The organism is Ruegeria arenilitoris (genome assembly GCF_013030985.1).
GTDB lineage: Bacteria > Pseudomonadota > Alphaproteobacteria > Rhodobacterales > Rhodobacteraceae > Ruegeria > Ruegeria arenilitoris_B.
This window is the reverse complement of the sequence record NZ_WPYP01000012.1, coordinates 44,136-70,186: the sequence shown is the minus strand read 5'-3', so window position 1 is coordinate 70,186 and position 26,051 is coordinate 44,136. Positions and strand designations below refer to the sequence as shown.

Here is a 26,051-nt window from a genome sequence, read left to right as displayed (position 1 = left end):
TCTGAACGCTGGAAAGTCTAGATGATCGAACACCTCCGCCAATACGTCCCTGTTCTGGACTGGGGCAGAACCTATACGCGCGGCGCCTTTTCCAACGACCTTGTTGCGGCACTAATCGTGACGATCATGCTGATTCCGCAATCGCTGGCCTATGCCTTGCTGGCTGGCTTGCCCCCCGAGGCAGGGATTTACGCTTCCATCGTGCCCATCGTGCTGTATTCAGTCTTCGGCACCAGCCGGGCGTTGGCGGTTGGGCCCGTGGCGGTGGTTTCACTTCTGACGGCAACGGCCATTGGGCAGGTGGCCGAGCAAGGCACAGCGGGCTATGCGGTTGCGGCGCTGACGCTGGCTTTCCTGTCTGGCGGGTTTCTTGTACTCATGGGCGTTCTGCGCCTAGGGTTTCTGGCCAATTTCCTCAGCCATCCGGTAATTGCCGGGTTCATAACGGCCTCGGGCATCCTGATCGCGACCAGCCAGGTCAAACACATTCTGGGGATCAGCGCGCATGGGCACACGTTGCCGGAAATGCTTGGCTCGGTATATCGGCACCTGCCCGAGGTCAATTGGGTGACCCTGGCAATCGGAACTCTGGCGACCGGGTTTCTGTTCTGGGTGCGAAAAAACCTCAGACCGTTTCTGAACCGGTTGGGGGTGCCGCCGGTGTTGGCCGATATTCTGACCAAGGCCGGTCCTGTCGCAGCGGTGGTCGCCACAACCGTTGCCGTCTGGCAACTCGATCTGGCTGCAGAGGGCGTGCAGATCGTCGGGAGCGTCCCCCAAAGCTTGCCACCCCTGACCCTGCCGGGGTTTTCCCCGGATCTGATCAGCGCGCTTGCGGTTCCGGCAATCCTGATTTCGATCATTGGTTTTGTCGAAAGCGTCTCGGTCGCGCAAACTCTGGCCGCCAAGAAACGCCAGCGCATCGATCCGGATCAGGAATTGATCGGTCTTGGGGCCGCAAATCTGGGTGCCGCCTTTACCGGAGGATATCCGGTCACCGGCGGGTTTGCCCGCTCGGTCGTCAATTTCGACGCCGGGGCGGAAACGCCAGCGGCGGGTGCTTTTACCGCCATCGGTCTGGCCATCGCCGCGGTCGCGTTGACGCCTTTGGTCTTCTACCTGCCCAAGGCCACGCTGGCGGCGACCATCATCGTTGCAGTGCTCAGCCTTGTGGACCTGTCCATTCTGAAGAAAACCTGGGGTTACTCCCGCGCCGATTTTACCGCCGTGACCGCGACCATTCTGCTGACTCTGGGGCTGGGGGTCGAGGTTGGGGTGGCGTCCGGTGTGGCGATCTCGGTTCTGCTGCACCTCTACAAGACCTCACGCCCGCATGTGGCCGAGGTGGGCCTTGTCCCCGGAACCCAGCACTTCCGGAACATCCTGCGCCATGAGGTCGAGACCGTGCCTTCACTGGTAACGCTGCGGGTAGACGAAAGCCTGTATTTCGTGAACGCGCGTTTTCTGGAGACATTGATCCAAAGCCGCGTGACCGAAGGCAGCGCGGTTCGAAACGTGGTGTTGATGTTCTCTGCGGTGAACGAGGTCGATTTCTCAGCCCTCGAAAGCCTTGAGGCGATAAATCACCGGCTGACCGATATGGGGGTTGGTCTGCATCTGTCCGAGGTCAAGGGACCGGTCATGGACAGGCTGAACCGCACACATTTTCCCGAGGTTCTGAACGGCCGGGTGTTCCTGTCGCAATACGATGCTTGGACAAGTCTTGCCCAAAGCGACCTCAGCGTTGGTAGCGCGACGAGGTTGTCCTCGGTTAGCGGGTAGGTCCCGGCCCGGGTTCTTCGATCGCGTCGCGCGGGCAGTCTACGGTCCGTCTGAGCGGTGCGCTGAAAGCGCCTGTTCTGTCAGGGTGGCCACCAGATTCTGGGCCGCTTTCAGGTCGACGGGCTCGACGCGGGTTGCATGTTGCAGCCATACTCCGTCAATCAGCGCAACGATCATGCGCGCAATGTGCGCGGCCTCTTCACCAGAATAAAGCGGCGCGATTGCCGCGCGAACAACGTCAAGGTTCTGCTGCTGATAGCGCAGCAGTTCCTGATGATACTCGGCGTCCGACCCGGCTAGGCAATAGAGCGTCAGCCACACTGACGACAGCCGTTTGTTCGATTGCTCGGGCGCCAGCGCCATGCGCACCAGCGCCAGCACCTTGTCCCGCGGCGGGATGTCCTGTTCCGCGATCAGGTCCAGTTGCTCCCCGTAGCACGTCACCGCATGGCGGATTGCCGCCAGCAGCAGCCCCTGTTTGGTGTCGTAATAGTGGCAGACCAGCCCGGCAGAAACACCCGCCTGACTCGCCACATCCCTGATCTTCAGCGCACAGAACCCCTGATCATTCAGAACGTCCATGGTGGCTTCAATGATCTGAAGTTTGCGGATTTCAATGTCTGACAAACGGGACACGGGCTGAGATCTCCTGACTACAGGCAGTAGTAGACGGGGCATGGGGCAAAGGCCAGAGACATCGTTGAACCGCCGTTCAATATTTCGTTGAACCACTGTTCAATCAATGTTAGCCGTTCCGAAACACAATTCCGGAGGTCCAAATGATCCGCGCCATCAACCTGACCGATGCCGGGACACATGCCCTGATGGCTGATCCTCGCCAGATGGTCATGAGCTCGCCAGAGGTGGCCTCGCCGCAGGAATGGGAAAACCTCGTGATCGATCGCGCCTCGGATGAGGTGCGCGTCGGCACCTGGAAATGCGAGCCCTACACGGATGAGATTGTTGACTATGCCTATGACGAGTTCATGTACATGATCTCAGGAACGGTCGAGTTGATTTACCCCGATGGCAGCTCTGACCGGTTCGGGCCCGGCCAAGCGTTCCTGCTGCCCAAGGGGTTCACGGGTACGTGGAAACAGCCCGAAACTGTTGTCAAATTCATGGCGATGATCCGCTGAACCGGATGGAGCACTACGACTATATCATTGTGGGCGCAGGCTCTGCGGGTTGCGTTCTGGCGAACCGCTTGGGCGAAGATACACGCAAGCGCATTCTGGTGATCGAGGCCGGAGGCAGCGACAAGGCCATGATCGTGCGGATGCCTTCAACCCTGTCGATCCCGATGAACACCAAACGGTTCAACTGGGGGTTCGTGACCGAACCCGAGCCGCATCTGGACGGGCGTGTCATGAACTTGCCGCGCGGCAAGGGGCTGGGGGGATCAAGCTCGATCAATGGCATGTGCTACGTACGCGGCAACCCGATGGACTATGAGCTTTGGGCGGATCACGGGGCCACGGGATGGAACTGGGCCAATGTGTTGCCCTATTTCAAGCGGCTCGAAAGCGCCTCGGACGCGGGGGCGTACAGGGGGCGCAGCGGCCCGACCAAGGTGACCCGGGGGTCGGAAACCAACCCGCTGTATCAGGCGTTCATCGAGGCGGGCGTTCAGGCCGGATATGCCCGCAGCGCCAACATGAACGACCTTCAGCACGAAGGCTTTGGCCCGATGGAAATGAATGTGGGCGGGGGTGAGCGATGCAGCGCCGCCGTCGCCTATCTGCGTCCGGCCATGGCGCGGGGTAACGTCCGGGTCGTGACCCACGCCCATACAACGCGCATCCTGACAGAGGGGCGCAAGGCGGTCGGCGTTGAATACGACCACAAGGGACACCGGGTTCAGGCGCGGGCCTCAGAGGTGATCTTGTCTGCAGGCTCGATCATGTCCCCCGTCATCCTGCAACGGTCGGGTATCGGGCCGGGGGGAGAACTGCAACAGGCCGGGATCGATGTTGTCCATGATTTGCCCGAAGTTGGCGGCAATCTGATGGATCATCTGGAGCTGTACGTGCAGCAGGAATGCTCGCAGCCGGTATCGCTCTACCCGCATATGAGTCTTTTGGGCAAAGCTCGGATCGGATTGCGCTGGCTGCTGCGCCGCGACGGTCTGGGGGCCACCAATCATTTCGAGGCCGGTGCCCATATCCGTAGCCGCGCCGGAGTCCTTTACCCGGACATTCAGTTTCACTTCCTGCCGCTTGCTATTTCCTATGACGGGAAATCGCTGGCCAAAGGCCACGGGTTTCAGGTGCATGTCGGTACGAAACGGTCGAAAAGCCGGGGCAGGGTGCGGCTGAACGCATCGGACTCGTTGGGCGCGCCCCGCGTCCGGTTCAATTATATGAGCCACGAAGACGACTGGCATGAGATGCGCGCCTGCGTCCGCCTGACGCGCGAGATTTTTCAGCAACCCGCCCTGGCCTCTTTTACCGGGCAAGAGCTTGCTCCGGGGCCGGATTGCAGCAGCGACGCGCTGATTGATCAGTTCATCAAGGACAAGGTCGAAAGTGCTTATCATCCCTGCGGTACCTGCCGGATGGGTGAGGATCCGCACTCTGTCATCGACCCCCAAACGATGCGTGTTCATGGTATGGAGGGATTGCGCGTTGTGGACGCCTCGGTCATGCCGCAAGCCACGGCCGGAGACCTCAACGTGCCGACGCTGATGCTGGCGGAACGTGCCGCTGATCTGATCAAAGGCACCAGCTTGCCCGCCGCCGATCCGGCGCCGGTGATGGTGGATGCAGACTGGCAGAGCCGTCAGCGGTCGGGGGAAATTGATATGGACTTGAGTGGCAGGGACACCGGCGCGCTGTTTGCCGAAGAACGCAGCCTTGTGGGTGGCACAACGTACCAATAACCGATTGCCGGGTATTGCCTTCTGATCGGCAAGCGGGTCCAGATGGACCCGCCGCTTCAAGCCCGACTATTCGGGCAGGTATTTTTCCGACCAGCTTGTGCCAGCGGCGCCAGCAGCGAGCAGGTCGTCGATCTGCGGGCCCTCATAGCCCAGCCGTGCCAGAATGGTCCGCGTGTGTTGCCCATATTTTGGCATGGATCCCGGAATGCTGATCTGTCCGGATTTTGGCCGCACCGCGTTCGGGGCGACCAGATCGCACCAGCGCCCCATCGGGTGCTGATCGTGGCGTATAACGCGGAAGGTCGCATCGGACAGATCGATGTCACCCGCGCTTTCAAGCTGCAGCGCCTTGTCGCGTGTTTCATGTAGGGAGGCCAGCGGGACAACCGTGCTCTGACCCTCGGAGAACGCCTGTTGCCAGTATGAGAGGGGTTGTGTTCTGAACCGCTCTGCCAATGCGTCATGCAAACAATCCGGCGGCACCACTGCGAGATCGGCAAGATCGGGGACACGGGCCAGCGCGGTGTGCTGCTCGGTCGGGGCAGCGAAGAACATCCACTGATCCGCCGCTTCATAGCAATGGTAGAACGGGCCCCATCCCAGTGCCTCGCGGCCCGCAGGTTCGTCAAAGGGCTCGCGACCGTCATAGTCATACATGAACTGCGCCTGAATGAGGTTGCCCGCCGCCGCCAGAGACGCACGTGCAATGCCGCCTTTCCCGGTCTCCCGCAGTCTTAGCAACGCGCCACCCAGCGCCACACAGGCGCAGAAACCGGTCAGAACGTCGATGGTTCCGAAATGCGCGTGTTCCTCGGGGGTGTCCATGCCGCCACCAAAACGCACCATGACACCGGTCGCCGCCTGCGCCAGATCATCATAGCCCAGATGGTCGGATTTCGGCCCCCGCATCGGCCCGCCGAACGCGTCCAGTTGAACCAGGATGAGGCGCGGGTTGATCTCGTTAAGGCGTTTCGGTGTAAGTCCCAGCTTATCGCGCTGCTCATCCGTGCCGTTCATCGTGATCACGTCGGCTTCGGCAATGAGCTTGGCCAGAACTTCCTGCCCCTCGTCACTGCGCAGGTTCAGCAGGATGCTTTCCTTGCCCCGTTGGGCGTGAATGCCGAAAACGACCGTGTTCCAGGGATCGACCGAGGGCTCAACCGGCTGCACCAGCGTCACCTCGGCCCCGAAGCGTGCCAAAGTTGATCCGATGGTCGGCCCCGCGATGACATTGGTCAGGTCCAATACCTTCAGGCCATCCAGCCAACCGCCACCGCTATCTGTGGTGCCGCTGGCACGCGGGGCTTCGGCCAGCAAAACGCCCAAATCAGCAGCCGTCGGACCGGTCTTGCCTGCTGCCGCCTCATCTCCGGACAACCAGGCCACGTTGCCCATCTGACGCATCTCGCCGTGGCAGGCATCTTCGACCCGCAGGACCAGACCCGAGGCCAGAGCATGGGGGTCAGCCAACCATTCCTTGCTGAACCGTTGCGCGGTGGCCGGGGCTTTGGCGGTGCCGAACAGCTCTTCCCATTCATGCGCGGGGCGGGTCAGGAACGCTTCTTTCATCGCCGAGGATACCCGCGCCCGATCAGAGGCCCCGACCGGGTAGTTGCGCATCGACCATTCCGCAGGCCAGTCCTTGGTGTCCAGATAGGCCGAGAAATCGGGCAGCTCATCCGCCAGATCCTTGAGACCCAGCGTCTCCAACACGCGGCGGGGATGCGTGGCGACTGACCCCGAAACGACATAAAACCCCCGCCCGTCGGCACAGGTATATGTGCGATAGAACGGGTCGAGGAATTCGGACAGTTCCTCGAACTTTAGGTTCATCGGCAGGCCTTCGGCGGCGCGCCGGTCCAGTTCAACTTCGCGCGGGGACTTGTAGCGCTCTGGGTAGTCCTCGATCTGTTCGCAATTGTAGATCAGGCCTTCCAACAGCGCGGCGGCCAGAGGGACCTCGATATGATCCCCGCCATTGCGCTCGCGCGCATTCAGGGCAAACAGAACCGCCATGGCCCCGAAGCTTGCGCCATAGGCCGAGGCCAGCGTCAGCGGCGTGAAGGATGGGTTGATGCCCATCAGCCGCCGGTTCAGGCCCATATCCGTGAACTGCCCGGTATAAGCGGCGATCACGGCCTCCCATGCGGGCAGCGCGGCCAGTTCGGTATCGGTCGACGCAAAGCCGGGCATGGAGAGGTAGACCAGTTGGTCATTCGCCGCCCGAAGGACATCCGGCCCCAGCCCAAGGCGATCCATCACCCCAGGCCGGAAATTCTCGATCACAACGTCGGCGCGTTTGGCCAATTCGATCGCGGTCTCGCGCCCCTGGTCCGATTTCAGATCCAGTGTCACGGTTTTCTTCCCGCGCGAGATCATCCGAAACGCGGGATCGTCAAAGGCAGGGCCGTTTGGCGGGTCAATCCGAATGACCTCGGCCCCCATGTCGGCAAGCATCATGCCAACAAGTGGGGCCGCAAGGTATTGCCCGAAATCTAGGACTCGAATGTGGGACAGTGGGCGATGGGTCATGAGAGTTTCACACAGACTTTTCGTTAGGGGCTTGCGATTCACGGACAGATGAAAGGCAAACCTGCCGAAAGTACACTGGTCAAAACATGATGCAGCGTATAACAAATTGTTATGGAGAGAGTGATACGTCCCATCTCTGGTTCACTGAACGCCTTGCTGGTTCTTGAGGTCGCGGTGCGCCGCGCCAGCCTGTCCCGCGCCGCCGAGGAACTGGGGCTGAGCCAACCTGCTGTTTCGCGGCATATTTCAACACTTGAAAGTCGGTTGGGGCAGGTGCTGTTCGAACGCAACAACAACCAGATCGTACCCTCTGCCGCCGCTGTGCGGCTGGCCGATGCCGTGGCATTGGGATTTGGCCATCTGGATCAGGTCTGGGCTGAAATTTCGGCGCCCACTGACCGGCAGGAGGTGACGCTGGCCTGCTCGTTCGGTTTTGCTGACCAATGGCTGATGCCACGATTCTCGGACCTTCGCGAGCATCTGGGCGGATCGAAAGTGCGGGTCGTCACCACCGACCAGCTGGGTGACATCGACCTGAGCCGGTTGGACGCCGCCGTGGTTTGGGACACCGCTGGATTGCGGGACCGGCCCTTCATTCCGTTGATCAAATCCGAAGTGTTCCCCATCTGCAGCCCCGATTTTCTGGCCGCACACCCGGAAGCAAAGGACAATATCTCTCAGCTGCCTCCATCACTTTTCCTGCATTTCGATGTCAGAGAGTCCGGCTTTCTGACCTGGCAGGGATGGTTCGAACGTATGGGCCTGCAGGTGCCGCCCTTTGACCGGGGCCCCGAATTCGACGCCTATCCTTTTCTGCTGCAATCCGTCCGGCGCGGAGAAGGGGTGGGCTTGGGCTGGCATGGTCTTGTCGATCAAGCGCTTGCGAAGGGCGAAATCCTTCGGCTTGGGCCGAGCACTTCCGACCGAGACTATTCCTATTTCCTGCAACATCGACCGTTCCGCGATAAAGATGGTGCGTTGGCGCGCTTGACGGATTGGTTCGAGACGGCGATTTCGGATGACTTGGAAGGCATTGCATAGGGGCTATCCATTCATTCCGTTCCCCTGTCCGGCGCGGTCAGGTGTCTGCAGCACCCTGAGGCAGGCTCTCGCTCCAGTTCCGCAGCGCGTCAAGAAACCCAAGCGCGGTGCGACCCAATTCGGTGATCTCGTACTGGACCGAGACCGGCGCGGTATCCATCACTTCGCGCTTAACCAGACCATGGGCCTCAAGCTGGCGCAGGCGTTCAGTAATCATCTTCTTGCTGGCGCCACCAATCTGGCGGGACAGATCGTTGAAGCGCACCGGACCGTCCTTCAGGTGCCACAGGATGGACCCCGTCCATTTCCCGCCGATGATCCGCATCCCGCGCTCAATCGGGCAAGGCTCTGAACAGGCGTCTTGAACCCGCCGCCGCCCTTTGCCATCGTCTTCAACCCGCGCCCGCATTCTGCACCTCCGCCGCTCAAGAACTAGGTTACCAAAAGTATACTAGTTGCATTTCCGCTATTGGGTACACAACTTCATCACCACGCCGCGCAAAGTCAAGCGGCATCGGAGACAAGGAACAAGGATCCAGACATGAGCAACGTTCTGATCATCAACGGTACACAACCCTATGAATTTGCCCCGGGTCGGTTGAACGCAAGCCTGGCGCAAAAAGCGCGGGATGCGCTGGAAGCCAAGGGTCATGCGGTGCGCCTCACAACCATTTCGGATGGCTATGACATTGACACCGAGGTGGACGCGCATGTCTGGGCCGATGCGGTCATCATGCAATTCCCGGTGAACTGGATGGGAACCCCCTGGGTTTTCAAAAAGTACATGGACGAGGTGTACACCGCCGGAATGAACGGCCGCCTGGCCAATGGCGATGGCCGCACCACCGAAGCGCCGAAAGCGAATTACGGTATGGGCGGGGTGCTGAAGAACAAAAGATACTTGCTGTCCGTTACCTTCAACGCGCCGCAAGAGGCGTTCGACAACCCCTCAGAACCCTTCTTTGCAGGTGACAGCGTTGATGATTTGCTGCGCCCGGTGCATCTGACCGCCAAGTTCCTTGGTATGGAGCCGCTGCCAACCTTTGCCGCGTTTGACGTGATGAAAAACCCGGCGATCAAAGCCGACTTCGAGCGTTTTGACGCCCACCTGACCGCCGTTTTAGCCGAGGCTGAACATGTCCCAGCCTGATATCCATCTTTATACTGCGGCCACGATGAACGGCTACAAGCCGGTGATCTTTCTGGAGGAGGCGGGCGTTCCATATGACCTCACTGCGATCGACTTCTCAAAGCAGGAGCAGAAAACGCCAGACTTTCTGAAACTCAATCCCAATGGCAAAATACCAACGATCGAAGACCGGGCCGAGGGGCGGGCGATTTTCGAAAGCGGGGCCATCCTTTGGCATCTGGCCGAAAAATACGGAAAGTTCCTGCCTGCCGATCCGGTAAAACGGTCCGAGGTGATGCAATGGATGTTCTTTCAGGTCGGCCATGTCGGTCCGATGATGGGTCAAGCGATGTATTTCCAGCATATCGCCGCCCCGAACGGCCATGAGGAACCATTTTCGATCAAACGCTATGTCGACGAGTCCCGCCGGTTACTTGAGGTTCTGAACACCCATCTTGAGGGCCGTGAATGGCTCGCAGCCGGGGAATACACCATCGCAGATATGATGATCTATCCTTGGGCGCGTGCGTATGTCTGGGCACGCGCCAGCGTCGATGGCCTGCCGCACCTTCAGGCATGGTTTGACCGGATCGATGCCCGACCTGCGGTGCAAAAGGCCCTGACCATTCCCAAGGCAAACCCGCATTTTTGGGACACAGAGGCCGATGCCAGCGCCTTTACCAAGGAAAATGCAGCCCGATTTTCCGGGGATGTCAGAACAGATTGACCCCGGGGTTCGGATTGGTCCTATCGATCATGGCGGACAGCCGCCCGAACGGTAATGCGTCGCATCAAGCGCTGCGTCATGTCATTTAATACCGTCGGGCGGTGGGAATTACGTATATACTGCGTCGTTACATCCATTGCCTGTTCCCTTATCCGGCGGCATGTGCCTTCTTGGGTAGGCAACTTGATCTTGGGGAGAGAGCCGCCTTGGCGACCGCAATCCCGAAGGCCTGGGCCGGGAAGATGCATCGCCATGAGTAACACTATATCAGAGCACAAAATCCTGCGCGCGAGACTCTACTGGTGGCTGGAGCGACCAGACCGCAGTGCGACCGGGCCATGGCTGCTTGAGATCGCGTTGATCCTTCTGATCTCACTCAATGTCGCTGCTGTCATCCTTGAGACGGTCGCTTCCATCTACACGCGCTGGCACATTGCGTTTGACCTTTTCGAAGGGGTTTCTCTGGTTGTTTTTGTGGCCGAGTATGCCGCGAGGCTTTGGGTCGCGCCGGAAGATCCAAATTACAAATCCCGTTTGGATTGGATCAGGTCTCCGCTGGCCGTGATTGACTTGCTGGCGATATTGCCGGCGCTGCTCTACCTGTTTTTCCCGATGGATCTGCGCATCCTGCGAACATTCCGGATGCTGCGGCTACTCAAACTGACCCGCTATTCTCCGGCGCTTGGGATGCTGTTTGCCGTTTTCGAGGAAGAGGCCGGGTCCTTCTTTGCTGGGTTCTTCATCCTGATGGTCATGCTGGTTTTCGCCGCCAGCGGCGCCTGGATCGCCGAACACGACGCGCAGCCCGAAGCGTTCGGTTCGATCCCGGCGGCCATGTGGTGGGCCATGGCGACGTTGACGACCGTTGGCTATGGGGATGTGACGCCGGTCACAGTGGCCGGGAAGCTATTTGGCGCTTTGATTACAGTGATCGGCATCGGCATGGCGGCCTTGCCGGCGGGGATTCTTGCCAGCGGCCTTAACGACCAACTGCACCGGCGCCGCGCCCGGATGGAGCGCGAATTTCGCGCCGCGCTGGAAGATGGCGATATCTGCGAGGATGATGAAAAGGACATCGAAGCCCTGAGAAAAAGTCTGGGCCTGTCGCACCGCGCCGCCAATCACATTCGCGAACACATCCATTCCGAGACGCAATCAGAGGCAGGTCGCTGCAAAACCTGCGGTCAGTCCCTTCCGGTGCCGGAGGGGACGCAGGACTAGGCTCAGGACCCATTGATTTCCCGCAGGCCGGGAGATTCACGGTTCGAAAGCCGGTCGGTGAGCATGCCTGATCTTTTTCGGCTGACGGATGCTGCCGAGAGGGGGCGTACTAAGGGCGGTATGAACACCAAACTGCCTGCCGCCCTCCGGACCCTTTCGTGACCGCCGGGCAGGTCAGCGACCACATCGGTGCAAGGGCGCTGCTGAACAGCATTCCAGATGTTGATCGGCTGCTCGGGGATCGCGGCCATGACGCGGACTGGTTCAGAGAAGCACTGCAAGACAAAGGGATACGCGCCTGTATTCCCGGGCGGAAACAACGCAAGAAACCCCTCCGATACGACAAACGTCGTGATAAATGCCGCAACCGTATCGAGATTAGTTTCGGCAGATTGAAGGATTGGCGACATGTGGTTACGCGCTGATGGCCACTCCTGTAGTTGCTGAACTGTCTCTGGAAAGTGAGGCAAATGATCCGACTGCATCCGTTATGGCGTTCCGGATGCAGAACTTTCTTTTTGCCGGCACGGCATAACGGGTCGGGGTCCCAAAACGTCCTTCAGTTCCGCGGCGCGATCCCGTTCCAGTTGAGGGGGACGTATAAAATCGCGCGCCTCATGCTGCCCTATTTCATTCACAACGATGGCGCGGAAACCGGATTTGCGGATGCCACGTTGTTCAACCTCACGACCTTTGATCGCCAATGGGGCCGGAGTTGTTGCCTTGCTGCCAACAGGCAGCGATGGGTTGAGCGCGGAAAAGTGGGCGCTGGGTCCTGCAGCCTGTTTCGTGGCGCAGACCGAATGAGGGCTACTGGGGCTTTTCAACCAGAACCTCTTTACCGTCGAGGGCGACAACGCGCGCCGGGATGTGAACCTGTCTACACTGCAACCAATCGTGAATGTCGAGCTTGACGATGGGTGGTCGATCGGAACATCCGAAATGACCAGTGTCTATGATTGGCAAAGCAGCGAGTTCGTTGCGTTGCCGGTGGGGATCAAATTGTCCAAGCTGCTGGCTCCCAAGTAATGGCCCGGTCCGGGTTTCGTGCGGTTCAGAAGGACATGACACGCTCGACAAACCAGAAGGTTGCCACCGTACCGATCCCATAGCTAATGGCGGTTGCGGTGATATCTCCGGGGGTGCGCCAGTGCGCGGCGACACGGGGCAGGGCAACGCGCAGGGTCATGGCGGCCGTCAGGGCAACACCGACAAAGGCCAGCTGACCAGCTTCAACGCCCAGATTGAAGGCCAGCAAGGCGGCGGCGATGTCCTGCTCTGGCAATCCGATTTCGCGCAGGGCACCGGCAAAACCCAACCCGTGCAACAGGCCGAAAGCGAACGCGATCAGCCATGGGTATCGTTCGGACAGGCGGATTTCACCGGCATTGGATTTGAGCGCCTCGACGGCCAGAAACACGATAGACAGCGCAATGATCGCCTCGACCGGAGGGCCGGGCACCGAGAGATGCCCCAGCGCCGCCAGCGCCAGCGTGATGGAATGCGCAATGGTAAAGGCCGTGATCGCCCCAACCAGACGCCAGAAATCACGGATCAGCACCAGCAGGGCAAAGACGAACAGAAGGTGATCCCACCCTTCGAGGATATGTTCGAAACCCATCGCCAGATAGCTGCCGAAAATGCTCCAGCCTCCGGCTTGCGCCGGGATCAGGTGGCTCGGCTGGTCAGGGGTCAAACGGATGGTATCTGTCGCCCCGCTTTGCATCTGAATACGCAACAGAACATCGGTGCGCTGGCTCGAGAGACCTTCGATAGTCACCGTGTCATCGGCAAGCCCTTCGGGACAGTCTGCGACCCAGACCGAAATCCAGGCGAAGCCGTCGAACAAGGGCTCGGGTCCAGTTGGCGGCGTGCAAGTGTCGGGCAGCTGCAGCGCGATGGCCATGGGTTGGCCCGATACGTCCGGTTTGCGCCAGAACACCTGCCAGGTTTGCGGGGCCAGCTGACGAATATCTGCAAAACCGGGCTCCAACGCGTGACCAAAGGCCTGAATGGCGGGCAACAAAACCAGCAGCAGGGCGAGCAGCAGGCGTTTCGTCACTGGTCCAGCCTCCGGGCGATGTCCTCCGGCGCCGGGGTTATCAGGTCGTATTTTTCCTTCAGCGCATCAAACTGCGCCTCGGACAGGTCGGACTTTAATTTGCGCCGCCAGTCGAACAGAACATCTTCGCGAATGTCGTCAAATGCAGGGAGTTGTGCCGGTTCACGAGTGTTGACCCGCACCAGGTGATAGCCAAATCCGGACGGGACCGGACCAACCCACTGTCCTACAGGCAAGTCGTTCAGCAGGGCATGGAATCCACGCCCCATAGTTGCATCGACCTTCTGCGCCGGGCTGAGCGGCAACGCGGCCGGCAACAGGCTTGGCCCGGCGAATTGTGCCGGGTCCGCCCCCCGGTTCAATGCGTCCAGCATCTCGTCGACGCGGGCGGTTTCGGGCGTTGGCCCCACTGCGACCTGTTCAAAGGCCACCCGTTCGGGTCGCAGGAAATGCGCTCTGTTTTCGGCCAGATGTGCCTGTAGGGTCGCGTCGTCGGGTTCCGAGGCCTGGGCCAGCGACAGGGTCAGAAACTCCATCTTCTGGGCCAGCCGGTTGCGGACGACGATGTCGCCTTGGTCCAGACCAAGCAAGCGGGCCTCGCGCACCAGAACCTCTTGCCGCAGAAACGCCTCTTGCAGTTCGGCCAGTTCTTCCGGTGTGGGCGGGCGTTGCCACGTTGATTGAAACTGGTCGATCAGGCGGTTGATGTCCTGCATATCGACAACAATCTGGTTTCCGCTGTCGGGCTCAGATGGTGCCGGATTGAGATAGCTAAACCACCCGAAGATCGCGACACCCAGCAGAAAAAAATGAAACAGGGGTTCTTTGAGAATGGACATGCGGGACCACGTAATGAAAGGCAGCTGGGGCAGATGCAAATCACCTGCCCACTCAGGTTAACTTGATGTGTACCAGATTGGTAATGTGTAGTCGCGGTCCTGCACCTAAGCCGGAATGCCGTCTGGTACCGAGACCTCGAAAATCTTGGCATCGTAGGCTGTCCAGCGCGGCGTTGGAACCTTGATCACGCGCAGATAGGAGAAAGCGTGCTGGTCCGGGTCGAAGTCAGGGTCCGTCCAATAGGCGCCCAACACCGGTGCGCCGGTCGCATTGGTATAGGTGGCGTTTTCCGGATCGACGGTGTTGCCGACGGGAGCATCGCAGCGATGATCCGCTGCCGGGCCGCGATTGCCCGCGCAGGCTATGTCATAGGCAGCAAACACACGTACGCGCGGGCGGGTGCCGGTAGTCGCATAGACTTCGCGCCAGTTCATCGCGTCCCAGATCGCTTTGCGGGTGTTTTCGCGAGCCCAGACGGCGGCCAGACGCGAGGCCGAGCTGTAAGCAGCCGTGATGTCGCCCGATGGATCGTCCGGCGTCAGCGCCCCGGTAATTGCTTCTTCCTTGCGGATGGGATCATTGGTGGGCTCCAGCGCGGAAACCTTTCCAAAAAAGTTGTCCTCGGTGGATGTCGACAGGCCGGTGTGACTGTCGGTTGACCCCACCACGCCGATTTTGAACGGGTTTTCGCCCAGTTCGCGTTGATGGGCCAGACCACGTTTCAACGCTTCGTGCGCGTATTCGCGCGGCAGCAGGTCGGGGGTCTTGAGCTGCGTTCCAAAGCTGCCCTTGTCCCAGGTTTCGAAATCCGCGAACTCGTCTTCAGGTGACAGAAATGGATGCGCTTCGCCGTCGCCTTTCATCTGGGTGACCTCGTAAATCGGCTCCCACCTTTGGCGACGGGCGGCGTAGTCCACGCTCAGTGGCTCAGCCGACAAGGTGACGTCATCGAACATCAGACCATTTGACAGGTTGCCGTTATGGGCCAGCGCCAGAACCTGACCGCCGGTCTTGTCCTCATAGGCCTGCAACCAATCCCAGAGCTTTTCGGGATCTTCCGTATCATAGGATGACAGGGGCAGGATTTGATCTGTCTTGTCCTTGCCGTCGCGGAAAATGACTTGCAGTGCAGGTTGTTGCCGGTGAGCGAGCTTGCCCACTCGAAGCCGATGAAGGTAGTAAACACGCCGGGTTGATAGCGGCGCTTGGCAGCTTTGGTGGTTTTGGCCCAATAGGTTTCGGCCATCGGGTCCGTTGCGCCGGGTATGTTCACCTCGCTGAACCAGATACCATAAGTTTCAAGAACGGCGTCCATCGTTCTTGGCTCAAAGGCTTTGCTGATAGAACGGCCCCAGTCATTCGATTGCATCACAGGATCGCCCGAGTTCAGCGCGGCGGGAAGGTCCAAATTCTCGGCGTGATCCGTTACTGCTAGCCGGTCCAGCGGCCGCGCCAGACGGGCGGGCACCTCCAACGAGGACGTCACGGCTTTACCTTTGGAAAACCGGTAGGCATCGTCGGGGGAAAAAGTGGCTAGAGCAAGCCCGGCATCGGCCGAATAGGCCGTGTGCAGGTGGGTGTCGCCGAACAAAACCTGACTGGGGAAGTCCTGATCCAGATAGGGCGAATACCCGGCTCTTTCCGGCGGAACCTGGATTGCTTCCTGAGCTGCAACCGGTGACGCCGCAAGAACAACGAGGATGGTTTTCAGCATAGGTGTTCGGCGCATTTTTGCCTCCACTGCCAAGACACAAACCCAAGGGGAAACGACACCGCCCGCAGCACCCGAGTCCATTCGTATTCAAATGTTGAATGAAAATTACATCGCAGCGCTAGGCGTAGTTACTGTTGCGGGATGACATCTTGCGGTTACCAAAGGGCCGAGGATTTTAGGTCCAAGCTGGTGCCCATGGGGAAAGTCCCGCCGATCTAAGTGCCAGATTTTGATAGTAGTTTACCCTTTGGACGCGCTCCAGTCTTCTGATGTGTTGCGCTCCGCAAGATCCGCCATAGGACGGCAGCCCGCTGGTGGCCCCGACCGGGCCCAAGTCAAACGCTGGACGGTACTCATGGCCACAGTTAACAATGCGCGATACCTACGGTGATTTTTCCTGCAGGTATTCACCGGTGGGACCATCGCCCCTGTGGTGCGGATGAGGCGCCCATCTGAATGCGCATTGGACATATTTTTCCTGTGCTGTTCCAATGGGATTGCGACACCACCCGTTTGGGGCAGCGTGTTCCAAAGATCCGGTCCATTGCCCAGGTGGTCATGAACCGGCTAGCCGTCGCCCTGGTGCAATATCGGCATTTCGGCGCCGGGCTTGGCTACAAGGACGCCTGAAACACTCTGCCCAGTGATCAATTGGCAGAAAGGGTTGAAGACATGCAATATTTTGATTTGGGAAACTATTCCTGGCCGGTCACAACGCAATTCCCGGTGGCCCAATTGTGGTTCGATCGTGGGCTTGCCTGGGTTTATGGCTACAATCACGAAGAAGCTATCGTCTGCTTTGAAAATGCCCTGAAAGAGGACCCCAGCTGCGCCATGGCCCATTGGGGGATCGCTTATGCAATCGGGCCGAATTACAACCGCTGGTGGTTCACCTACAGCTCCGAGGAACGGGCAGAGATCCTTGAGACGGCGCATTCCTCCCTGCAGGCAGCGGATGCGCTGAAGTCCGATGTCACACCGCTTGAGGCCGCGTTGATCGAGGCTTTGTTCACGCGCTACCCGACCTCTGCCGATGTGGAAGAGTTCGGCCCCTTCAACGATGCCTTCGGTACGGCGATGCGGGACATCTACAAGGCCAACCCCGGCAATCTGGATATATGCACACTGTATGTCGAGGCGCTGATGAATCGGACGCCATGGCAATTGTGGGACTTGCAGACCGGTGAACCCGCGGAAGGTGCGGACACTCTGGAAATCGTTGCCGCGATGGACCACGTCTTTGAGACCGACCCAAGCGCATGGAGCCATGCCGGTCTGCTGCACCTGTACATCCACACGCTGGAAATGTCGCCTTTCCCCGAGCGCGCTTTGCGTCATGGCGATGCGCTTGGCGGGTTGATCCCCGATTCAGGCCATCTGTGGCATATGCCGACCCATGTCGATGTGCTGTGCGGTAATTACCAGATGGTCGTTGAACGCAACCAGAAAGCCTCCGAGGCGAACGCCAGATACTATGCGTATCGCGGTGGAAACAACTTTTACACCTTCTATCGGATGCACGACTATCACTTCAAAATCTACGGTGCGATGTTTCAGGGGCAACGGTCCGTCGCCCTGAACACGGCCGAGGAAATGGTTCGATCCATTCCCGAAAGCGTCATCATTGAACTTGGCGATTTTCTGGAGTGCTTTCTGTCGATCAAACAGCATGTACAGATCCGCTTTGGCATGTGGCAGGATATTCTGGCCGAGCCTCTGCCGGACAAGCCGGAAATCTACAGCTACTCTATTGCGACGCTGCGATATGCACGGACCATCGCGCTGGCCAACCTGCGCCGCATTGACGAGGCCGAGGCTGAAAAAGCACTGTTCTATGAAGCGCTTGCACAGGTGCCAGAGTCGCGGCGCGTGGTAAACAACCTGGCATCGGATGTGTTGAAGATCGCCGAGAATATGATGCTGGGTGAGCTTGAATACCACAAAGGAAACTACGAACAGGCCTTTTCGCATCTGCGCGAGGCGATCCATTTGGACGACACCCTCGAATATGACGAGCCTTGGGGATGGATGCAGCCCACACGCCACGCGCTTGGGGCCTTGTTGATGGAGCAGGACCAGCTGGAAGAGGCTGAACGCGTATACCGGGCCGATCTGGGACTGGACAAAACCCTCAGCCGCGCCTGTCAGCACCCGGGCAATGTCTGGAGTCTGCGTGGATTGATGGAATGTCTGGAACGGCGGGACGAGACACAGGAACTGCCTCACATCCGGCGCAGTTTCGAAATCGCCGCCGCGCGCTCGGAGGTTCCGGTGAAGGTTTCGTGCTATTGCAGAACCGTCGGGATTTCCTGACCAAAAGTACAGGTCTTGGGTTCCCAGGCTCTGCCCGCGGACTGGATGACTACAAAATCGGCAGGGCTGTGAGGGCTTTGGCGTCCGCGGCCCTGAGACCTAATCCAACCATGATTGAGAACAACTGGCGTTGGCGCCCTTTGCATCAGAAAACCTAAAGCCAAAAGGTGCCGGACATACGCTGTTACCGAAAATAGTTGCCACCCGGCACCTAGGTCAGTCGGCAGAATTGCTCGCTTGAGAAATATCTGGGCGTTAGCAGGTTTCACCGGGCGCAACGCTCGATCTCGCTGACGCATGAGGGGCACAACTGCCAGCACACGGTCGCCGCCACATTGAACCAGTTGGCAACCGCATCGGTCGAGCAGCGTGAGGCTGACCCTGACAACTCCCCTATCGCTATCGTTTACGGCCGAAACATCCTGTGAATCCCATGACTGGTTTGTCAGCGACGGCACAGTCACCGCACACACCGCGGTGAGGCCGCCCATTTTCAGGCCCTGCAGATGAAGTCCGGTTGCCCGCCTCCTTATTGGAAGAGCGTGTCTCCGGCGTCCAATGAAATGGTGGTGCCCTTTTCCCCTCGAACCGCGGCGGGGACATCGGCCAGAGCGCAAATGATGGCGCGGCCACCGGTCTCTCGCACGAAATCCTGCGCGGCTTGTACTTTCGGGCCCATTGAACCAGCTGGGAAATCGTATGCATCCAGCGCGTCCGGCGTGATTGACCGGATAGCTTTCTGGTCGGGCGAACCCCAGTTCAGGAATACGGCCTCGGCATCCGTTGCGATGACTAAGACGTCTGCACCAAGGTTCTGGGCCAACAGGCAGGATGCAAAATCCTTGTCGATGACGGCCTCGACCCCCACCAGTTTCCGGTCGGCATCCTTGTCATACATCGTCGGGATACCACCGCCCCCGGCGGCAATGACCGTTGCGCCCTTTTCCAGGATCCAGCGGATCGGCTCGACCTGAAAGATGCGCTTTGGACGGGGCGAGGGCACGACACGGCGCCAATATTCTCCGTCCGGTTTCACCGTCCAGCCTTTCTCAGTCGCTTCCTTTTTGGCTTCGGCTTCGGAATAGACCTGACCGATGAACTTGGTCGGATTGTCGAAGGCGGGATCGTTTGGGTCGACCTCAATCATTGTCAGTAGGGTCGCAATGTGATGCTCGAAAGGCAGGATATTCCCGAGTTCCTGCTCGATCATGTAACCGATCATGCCCATCGTCTCGCCGACTAGGACGTCCAAGGGATATTCTTCGACATCGGTGTACAAGATCTCTTGCAGGGCCAGCATTCCGACCTGGGGACCGTTCCCGTGGGTAATGACGGTCTCATGCGCTTCGCAGAGCGGGGCGAGGGCTTTGGCGGCAATCCTGGCGTTTCTGCGTTGATTGTCCGCGGTCATCTCCTCACCCCGTTTGAGAAGCGCGTTGCCGCCGAGAGCTACAACAACGCGTCCCATGGATCAGGCCCCCAGCGTGGCGACGAGGATCGCCTTGATGGTGTGCATTCGGTTTTCGGCCTGCTCAAACGCGATATTCATATCGCTTTCGAACACTTCCTCGGTCACCTCCATCTCGGTGATGCCGAACTGTTCGTGAATGTCCTGACCGACCTTGGTCTCCAGATTGTGGAAGGCGGGCAGGCAGTGCATGAACTTGACGGCTGGATTGCCGGTTTTCTTCATCATATCCATGTTGACCTGATAGGGGCTCAGCAGCTTGATCCGCTCGGCCCAGACCTCTTTGGGTTCACCCATCGAGACCCAGACATCGGTATGGATGAAATCCGCCCCTTCGACGGCCGAGGTGTCGTCGGTGATCGTCAACCGCGCACCTGACTTTGCGGCGCGTTCCATCGCCAGTTCGCGCACATCGTCATGGGGTTGCGTTTCCTTGGGTGAGATCATGCGCACATCGCAACCCATGATCGCGCCCAGCATCAACAGCGAGTTGCCCATGTTCGACCGGCAATCGCCGGAATAGGCATAAACGATGTCCCGGCGCGGCTTGTCGGCGTGTTCGACCATGGTCAGCATGTCGGCCAGCATCTGGGTCGGGTGCCAGTCGTCGGTCAGACCGTTATAGACCGGAACCCCGGCATAGTCCGACAACGTCTCGACCATGTCCTGACCGGCGCCGCGGAATTCGATCCCGTCAAACATGCGACCCAGAACGCGGGCGGTGTCCTTCATGGATTCCTTGTGACCGATCTGCGAACCCGATGGGTCAAGATAGGTGATGTTTGCCCCCTGATCATAGGCTGCCACTTCGAATGCACAGCGGGTCCGGGTCGAGGTTTTCTCGAAGATCAGGCAGATGTTCTTGCCCTTCAACGATTGTTGCTCGGCGCGCGTATATTTCGCACGCTTCAGGTCGCGGGCCAGATCCAGCAGGTACAGCATTTCGCGCTGGCTGAAATCGGCGATCTTCAGATAGCTGCGGCCTTTGAGATTGAATGCCATTTTTGTTTCTCCCTGACAAAATGTCTTTGGGCGCAGGGGGTTGCGCCTGTCATGAATTCAATAGGCGGGGTCGCGGTCGATCGGGCAGGTCATGCAGTGACCGCCACCGCGGCCACGCCCCAATTCTTGTCCCGAGATTTCGATCACCTCGATCCCGGCATCGCGCATCTTGCCGTTCGTGAAAGTGTTGCGCGCATAGCCAACGACCACACCGGGTGACAGGGCGACGACGTTGTTGCCATCGTCCCATTGCTCGCGCTCGGCTTGGAACTCATTGCCGCCTGTCGAAATGACTTGCAGCGAGTTCAGCCCCAGAGACTCTTTGTAGACATCGAAAAGGTGCTCTTTTTCCACTCGGATATCCAATTCTCCGCGATCTCCGGGGCGGATCGAGATACAGGTGATCTGATCAGCAACCTCTTTGAAGGCGGTTACCTTGTCGTGGTCGAGACAGGTAAAAACCGTATCCAGATGCATCGCCGCGCGACTTTTGGGCATTGCGCAGGCCACAATACGCTGGGCCCCGCCTCTGCGGAACAAGGCTTCGGCCACCTGAGCCACGGCCTGCCGGGTTGTACGCTCACCCATGCCGAAAAAGACGGTGCCGTTGCCGACCGGCTGCACATCGCCGCCTTCAACCGAAGCCAGCCCGAAATCGCCGTCACTATCGCCCCACCAGAATTCGAACTCGGCGTCCTTGAACATCTTGTGGTGCCGGTAGACCGTCCGCATGATCAGGGTTTCCGGCTTGCGTGCGGGCCAATACATCGGGTTCGTCGTGACGCCGTTGAAGATCCAGCAGGACGGGTCGCGCTGGAATTGCGCATTGGGGATGGCGGGCAGGATGAAATCCCCCAGCGTCACCAGATCGCCGAACTGTTCGTCGATCATACCTTTGGGCAGGTCCGCAAAGATGATCCCGCCCAGCATGTGTCGTGCCAGCAATTTGGCGTCCATTTCATCCAGCCAGGCCCGCATTTCGACCGAAAAGCCAAGCCCGACCATGTTCGGTGTGATCAGACGGTCCAGCAGGAAGGCGCGCGCTGCCGGGTCCGAAGCAATCGCCTCGGCCAGCAGGTCCTGAATGTCATACACCTCAACCCCGCGTTCGCGCATCAGCGAGCAGAATTCGGCGTGGTCCTTGCGGGCTTGTTCAACCCAGATGACGTCATCGAACAAAAGCTCTTCGCAATTTCGCGGTGTCAGGCGGTCATGCGCCAGCGAGGGGCGCGACACGATCACCTTGTTGAGCTTTCCGATCTCGGAATGAACGCCGAATTTCATGGCAACTCTCCTTTCGAGGCATCAGTTTTCTGAATGTCTTCCGCTTCTCTGGCCTGGTTCCAGCGAACCCAGACATGGATCGGCACACCGGCCAGCAACAGGACTGTGCCGATCAGGACGGTTTCGGCCCCTGACCCGATGAAGGCCCAGACGGAATAGATGAACCCGATGGCGCCAAGTACGACCACCTTTGCCAGTTCGGGGCCGCGCAGCAGCTCTCCGCCTTTCAGGCGGATCATGATCTCGGCAACGGAACAGATGGCATAGGGAAGAAGGCTTGCCACCACCGCCAGCAGGATGACGAAATTGAAGGCCGCGACGAGCCCCTGGGCGTAATTCAGAATGATCAGAACCGAGGCCAGCACGTTCGACAGGATCAGCGCGTTTGCCGGCGTTCCGAACTTTGATCTCTGCGCAAACGTGGCGGGGAAGACACGATCCAGCGCGGCGCCATAAGGGACCTGGCCGCTAAGCAATGTGAACCCGTTGAGCGTACCGAATGTCGAGATCACCGCGCCGCTGGCAATGAGAATTGCCCCGAACGGGCCGAACATGACCTCAGCGACCGCTGCCAGAGGCGCGGCCGATGCCGCGAGGCGATGCGGAGGGAGAACCCCCATCGAAACAGCGGTGACCGAGATATAGACCGCGGCTGTGATGAGGACGCCGATGACCGTGGCCCTTGGGATGGTCTTTTCGGGCTCGATCACATCACCCGAGGGCACGGTTGCGGATTCCAGACCCAGATAGGCCCAGAGCGTTAACGCCGCCGCCGCCGAGATTGCCGAAAACGCGGTTGTTCCACTGTGGTTGATCGGGATGTAGTTCGCGGGCTCGATCCAAAAGATGCCCAGCATGCCGATCAGAAGCAAGGGTGCCAGCTTCAGGACTGTGGTCACGACCTGCACCGCGCCGGCACCTTCGACACCGCGAATGTTGATCAGCGTCAGGGACCAGATCGCAACCAGCGCAGTGGCCAGCCCGTACATCGGAACCTCGACGATGATCGGGAACAGAAACCCCAGATACCCCACTAGCGCAACGGCGACTGCCGCGTTCCCGGTCCAGAGCGCGATCCAATACCCCCATGCTATGATGAACCCGGCAAAATCCCCGAAGGCTTCCTGCGAATAGGCATAAGGCCCGCCGGGCTTCGAGACGACCCGGGACAGCCGCCCGAAAATGATCGCCAGCACAAGCGCGCCCGCCGAAGTCAGGACCCATCCACCGATCGCAATCGGGCCAAGCGGCGCCAGCGAGGCCGGTAGCAGAAACACTCCGGACCCGATCATGTTCCCCACGACCAGAGCGATACATGCGGTCAGCCCGAGGGCACCGGATGTCGTCTGGGCTGAGGTTTGATCGGTCATGGCGAAACCTCAGTTCGCTGTGTTTTCCGAAGTCTCAGTCGCGGGCCCGTCTATGCCCGGGTCCACCATCGCGCCAACCGTCAGCGCCGCACAGATGATGACGGCCAGAATGAGCAGCAGTGGGAACACGAAGCGCAGCCAGCGGTCATAGGACACGCGCCCAATCGCCAACCCACCCATCACCACCGCGAAGGTCGGGTTGAACAGGTTCACCCATCCGTTTGCCGACTGGTATGCCGTTACGACCAAATCGCGCCCGACGCCCGCAAAATCGGCCAGCGGTGCCATGATCGGCATCGACAGCGTCGCCAGCCCCGAGGACGAGGGGACTAGGAACGACATCAGGATCTGAATGCCAAACATGGCGTTGATAAAGGCAAACTCGCTGAGCTCGGCGACTAACCCCTCGGCGCAGGCCAGGATCGTGTCGGTGATCTTGCCCGCATCCATGATGACGACGACGCCGCGGGCCACACCGATGATCAGCGCGACGGCCAGCAGGTCGCGGGCGCCATCAACGAAGGTGTCGACAAAGGTCGCCTCATCCATGCGCGATCCTTCGTCCAGCTTGCCGACCCACCAGACGATGATCGCCATGACCAGAAACAGGCCCGACATCTCGGCCATCCACCACCCCAGCGCGACCACGCCGTAGATCATGATGGCAAATGTCAGGCCGAACAGCATCAGGATGACCGACCGGATGCGGGTCATCTCGGGGAAGGTGTCGTCGTCCTGGGACCCACTAAGGAAATGGGCGCGGTTCGACTCGGCCTGATCCGCAACAACGGACCGCGAGGGATCGGCCTTGACCCGCGACGCGTAGCGCATGACAAACGCGATCCCGGCCCCTAGGCAAAGGGCCAAAATGATGAACCGCAGCACGATCCCGTTAGTGAACGGAATCCCGGCCCCTTGTGAGGCCACAACAGTTGCAAATGCGTTGAAGGTCGACCCCAGCGTGCCGATGCCTGCGCCCAGCATGATCACGGCGACTCCGGTCAGTGAATCGTATCCCGCCCGGATGAACACCGGAATGATCAGCGCGTAAAACGCCAGCGACTCTTCGGCCATGCCGTAACTTGTTCCGCCGAAGGCAAAGGCGGTCATCAGGATCGGGATCATCAGGATTTCCCGACCCGCAAGCCGGTGCAGCAGCCATCCGATTCCGGCGTCGATTGCGCCCGTTCTTGTCACAACCATGAGGAAGCCGCCAATAATCAGAACGAAGAACGCCACATCAATTGCGGCACTGGACGAACTGCCCAGAAGGCTCGGGTCATACATCCCTGCGATAGGGGCCAGGATGACCGAGGTGATCCCCTGCGGGTTTGCGTCAACTTCGTGATAAGTGCCGGGAACCGGTGCCTCGCTGCCAAGCGCTTCGTTCATCTGGCGCTCGTATTCACCGGCTGGGATTACCCAAGTGAGGGCGGCCACAACGGCTATCAGGATGAACAGGATGGTGAATGCGGTGGGAAATTTGAACTTCGACATAAAGAACTCTCGCTGTGTGGCAGCTATGCGGTTTCTTTTTCAAACATTCGAACTTTATAGTCTCAAACTAATACTAAAATGACAGTTTTCCGTTCAGGTCAACAATTTGTAGGGCTGACGTAAGAGAACTTTGGCATCGATGCCTGCTGCCGCTGCCGCTCGTCTGGATGTTGATGCATCACGAACGGAACGCGCTGATTGGCCTGCCAAATTCATTTGTGAAGGAGCGACCCAGCGCTGACGCGCAGGAGAATCCGCATCGCAGGGCGATCTGTTCGGTGCTCAGGCGCGTTTCCTGCGCCAGGTATCGCGCATGCTGCAGGCGATATAGCTTGTAGTATTTTCCGGTCGTCATCCCCAGCTCTTGCGCGAAAGCCCGGTTCAGGGTTCGTTCCGACAATGAAACACGTTCGGCCAGTTCGAATGTGGTCAGAGGGTGTTCGACATTCTCTGCGATGATGTTGAGTGCATTCAGCAGCTTGGGGGATCCGCGGTCACGCAACCACGCAGCGCCGCGCTGTTGATCCTTTTGGCGAGCCGGATCAAAGAGGAACATGCTTGACGCGTCAAATGCCGCTGCCGGACCAAACGTGTCCTGGATAAGTTCAAGAACCATTTCCAATGTGGTGCTGGCCCCACCGCATGTCATGAAGGGCCCCGACCGCACAAACCGCGCGTTGGAAACATCCACGTTTGGAAAGGCCTCTGCGAACGCATCCAGTTCCTGCCAGTGGATGGTTGCGCTGTGGCCGTCCAAAATCCCGGCCTCGGCCAGCAGCCACGATGCCGTATCCAGTGCCAGCACACGCCGCGCGTTGCGGGACGCCACCCGGATCAGCGAAACCAGTTCCCGGGTGACCTGTTCGCGCACACTGTAGCCGGCCACGATGACAAGGGTGCCTTTGGTCTGCCCGGGGTCAAACCGTTTGTCCGGCGACAGTTTCAACTTGCTCGAGCTGGTCACGGTCAGGCCGTCCAGAGTTGTGACCTCCCAATCCAGACTGGCAAACATCGCGCGCATTCTGACGTCGCGCAGGGGTTCCAGCGCGCTGGCCAGAACCATGTTCGAAAACCCGTCCAGCAGCAGGAACTCGAACTTTTCATGTGATTCTGACGACAAATGTATTCCTCCTGACGAAAATTGTATCGTTTCAGCCAGAAAGTTGAAAGTAGCTTCGCGTCACTTCG

Annotated in this window: 22 protein-coding genes and 2 pseudogenes; 11 read left to right on the top strand and 13 right to left on the bottom strand. The window is 59.3% G+C overall.

Annotated features, from left to right (window positions below; translation table 11 throughout):
- Window positions 1-21 precede the first annotated feature (21 nt).
- Complete coding sequence (locus GOX88_RS20155) at window positions 22-1,782, top strand: SulP family inorganic anion transporter (RefSeq protein WP_174826195.1); 1,761 nt, start codon at window positions 22-24, stop codon at window positions 1,780-1,782.
- A gap of 39 nt (window positions 1,783-1,821) precedes the next feature.
- Here the strand turns inward: GOX88_RS20155 and betI are convergent, their stop codons facing one another.
- Window positions 1,822-2,418 carry a transcriptional regulator BetI gene (gene betI / locus GOX88_RS20150; RefSeq protein ID WP_170406160.1) on the bottom strand — a complete coding sequence of 199 codons (597 nt, stop codon included), beginning with the start codon at window positions 2,416-2,418 and terminating at the stop codon, window positions 1,822-1,824.
- A gap of 143 nt (window positions 2,419-2,561) precedes the next feature.
- On the opposite strand from betI, the gene GOX88_RS20145 reads away from it, so the two are divergent.
- The gene (locus GOX88_RS20145; protein WP_170406157.1) at window positions 2,562-2,921 is read left to right on the top strand and encodes a cupin domain-containing protein; all 360 of its coding nucleotides are present in this window, start codon (window positions 2,562-2,564) and stop codon (window positions 2,919-2,921) included.
- A gap of 5 nt (window positions 2,922-2,926) precedes the next feature.
- Window positions 2,927-4,663, top strand: a complete 1,737-nt coding sequence (betA, locus tag GOX88_RS20140; protein ID WP_170406154.1) for a choline dehydrogenase — start codon at window positions 2,927-2,929, stop codon at window positions 4,661-4,663.
- A gap of 66 nt (window positions 4,664-4,729) precedes the next feature.
- Here betA and GOX88_RS20135 read toward each other — a convergent pair whose 3' ends face one another.
- Entirely contained in the window at window positions 4,730-7,195 is a 2,466-nt protein-coding gene (locus GOX88_RS20135) for a CoA transferase (RefSeq protein WP_170406151.1), read from the bottom strand.
- A gap of 120 nt (window positions 7,196-7,315) precedes the next feature.
- Here GOX88_RS20135 and GOX88_RS20130 point away from each other — a divergent pair, with 120 nt between their 5' ends.
- Complete coding sequence (locus GOX88_RS20130) at window positions 7,316-8,236, top strand: LysR family transcriptional regulator (protein WP_170406149.1); 921 nt, start codon at window positions 7,316-7,318, stop codon at window positions 8,234-8,236.
- A gap of 37 nt (window positions 8,237-8,273) precedes the next feature.
- Here the strand turns inward: GOX88_RS20130 and GOX88_RS20125 are convergent, their stop codons facing one another.
- Window positions 8,274-8,645: a winged helix-turn-helix transcriptional regulator gene (locus GOX88_RS20125; RefSeq protein WP_170406147.1), complete on the bottom strand. Its 372-nt coding sequence runs from the start codon at window positions 8,643-8,645 to the stop codon at window positions 8,274-8,276.
- 132 nt (window positions 8,646-8,777) lie between these two features.
- Here GOX88_RS20125 and GOX88_RS20120 point away from each other — a divergent pair, with 132 nt between their 5' ends.
- From GOX88_RS20120 to GOX88_RS23340, 5 genes and pseudogenes are all read left to right on the top strand, one after another.
- Complete coding sequence (locus tag GOX88_RS20120; RefSeq protein WP_170406143.1) at window positions 8,778-9,386, top strand: NAD(P)H-dependent oxidoreductase; 609 nt, start codon at window positions 8,778-8,780, stop codon at window positions 9,384-9,386.
- Window positions 9,373-10,092, top strand: a complete 720-nt coding sequence (locus tag GOX88_RS20115) for a glutathione S-transferase family protein (protein ID WP_170406140.1) — start codon at window positions 9,373-9,375, stop codon at window positions 10,090-10,092. Before GOX88_RS20120 ends, GOX88_RS20115 begins: the two co-directional genes overlap by 14 nt.
- Before the next feature lie 252 nt (window positions 10,093-10,344).
- A complete protein-coding gene (locus tag GOX88_RS20110; protein ID WP_170406137.1) occupies window positions 10,345-11,313 on the top strand; it encodes an ion transporter in 969 nt (322 codons plus the stop codon).
- 102 nt (window positions 11,314-11,415) lie between these two features.
- Window positions 11,416-11,735, top strand: a pseudogene (locus GOX88_RS20105) (transposase); the annotation flags it as partial.
- A 448-nt stretch (window positions 11,736-12,183) separates the two neighbouring features.
- Entirely contained in the window at window positions 12,184-12,342 is a 159-nt protein-coding gene (locus GOX88_RS23340) for a hypothetical protein (RefSeq protein ID WP_217354267.1), read from the top strand.
- Window positions 12,343-12,367: 25 nt separating this feature from the next.
- On the opposite strand, the gene GOX88_RS20100 is transcribed toward GOX88_RS23340, so the two are convergent.
- The 4 genes and pseudogenes from GOX88_RS20100 to GOX88_RS23500 form a co-directional block, all read right to left on the bottom strand.
- Window positions 12,368-13,375, bottom strand: a complete 1,008-nt coding sequence (locus GOX88_RS20100; protein ID WP_367648087.1) for a HupE/UreJ family protein — start codon at window positions 13,373-13,375, stop codon at window positions 12,368-12,370.
- The gene (locus tag GOX88_RS20095) at window positions 13,372-14,214 is read right to left on the bottom strand and encodes a peptidyl-prolyl cis-trans isomerase (RefSeq protein WP_170406131.1); all 843 of its coding nucleotides are present in this window, start codon (window positions 14,212-14,214) and stop codon (window positions 13,372-13,374) included. Before GOX88_RS20095 ends, GOX88_RS20100 begins: the two co-directional genes overlap by 4 nt.
- A 105-nt stretch (window positions 14,215-14,319) precedes the next feature.
- Window positions 14,320-14,649: a DUF3604 domain-containing protein gene (locus GOX88_RS23505; RefSeq protein ID WP_254443380.1), complete on the bottom strand. Its 330-nt coding sequence runs from the start codon at window positions 14,647-14,649 to the stop codon at window positions 14,320-14,322.
- Window positions 14,647-15,929 (bottom strand): annotated as a pseudogene (locus GOX88_RS23500) (DUF3604 domain-containing protein); the annotation flags it as partial. The gene GOX88_RS23505 and the pseudogene GOX88_RS23500, both read right to left, overlap by 3 nt.
- Window positions 15,930-16,385: 456 nt before the next feature.
- On the opposite strand from GOX88_RS23500, the gene GOX88_RS20085 reads away from it, so the two are divergent.
- Window positions 16,386-16,559 (top strand): hypothetical protein, encoded by a 174-nt coding sequence (locus tag GOX88_RS20085; RefSeq protein ID WP_170406128.1) that lies wholly within the window; start codon window positions 16,386-16,388, stop codon window positions 16,557-16,559.
- Between the two features lie 42 nt (window positions 16,560-16,601).
- Complete coding sequence (locus tag GOX88_RS20080) at window positions 16,602-18,242, top strand: tetratricopeptide repeat protein (protein ID WP_170406125.1); 1,641 nt, start codon at window positions 16,602-16,604, stop codon at window positions 18,240-18,242.
- Window positions 18,243-18,771: 529 nt separating this feature from the next.
- Here GOX88_RS20080 and arcC read toward each other — a convergent pair.
- The 6 genes from arcC to GOX88_RS20050 all read right to left on the bottom strand — a co-directional run bounded on the left by arcC (window position 18,772) and on the right by GOX88_RS20050 (window position 25,983).
- The gene (arcC, locus tag GOX88_RS20075) at window positions 18,772-19,710 is read right to left on the bottom strand and encodes a carbamate kinase (RefSeq protein WP_170406122.1); all 939 of its coding nucleotides are present in this window, start codon (window positions 19,708-19,710) and stop codon (window positions 18,772-18,774) included.
- Between the two features lie 3 nt (window positions 19,711-19,713).
- Complete coding sequence (argF, locus tag GOX88_RS20070; RefSeq protein ID WP_170406119.1) at window positions 19,714-20,712, bottom strand: ornithine carbamoyltransferase; 999 nt, start codon at window positions 20,710-20,712, stop codon at window positions 19,714-19,716.
- A 57-nt stretch (window positions 20,713-20,769) separates the two neighbouring features.
- Window positions 20,770-21,996 carry an arginine deiminase gene (locus tag GOX88_RS20065; protein ID WP_170406116.1) on the bottom strand — a complete coding sequence of 409 codons (1,227 nt, stop codon included), beginning with the start codon at window positions 21,994-21,996 and terminating at the stop codon, window positions 20,770-20,772.
- On the bottom strand, window positions 21,993-23,366 hold the full coding sequence (locus tag GOX88_RS20060; RefSeq protein WP_170406113.1) for an amino acid permease: 1,374 nt from the start codon (window positions 23,364-23,366) through the stop codon (window positions 21,993-21,995). The genes GOX88_RS20065 and GOX88_RS20060 overlap by 4 nt, the downstream gene beginning before the upstream one ends.
- Before the next feature lie 9 nt (window positions 23,367-23,375).
- The gene (locus GOX88_RS20055) at window positions 23,376-24,863 is read right to left on the bottom strand and encodes a YfcC family protein (protein ID WP_170406111.1); all 1,488 of its coding nucleotides are present in this window, start codon (window positions 24,861-24,863) and stop codon (window positions 23,376-23,378) included.
- Between the two features lie 178 nt (window positions 24,864-25,041).
- Complete coding sequence (locus GOX88_RS20050) at window positions 25,042-25,983, bottom strand: GlxA family transcriptional regulator (RefSeq protein WP_254443374.1); 942 nt, start codon at window positions 25,981-25,983, stop codon at window positions 25,042-25,044.
- Window positions 25,984-26,051: the final 68 nt, after the last annotated feature.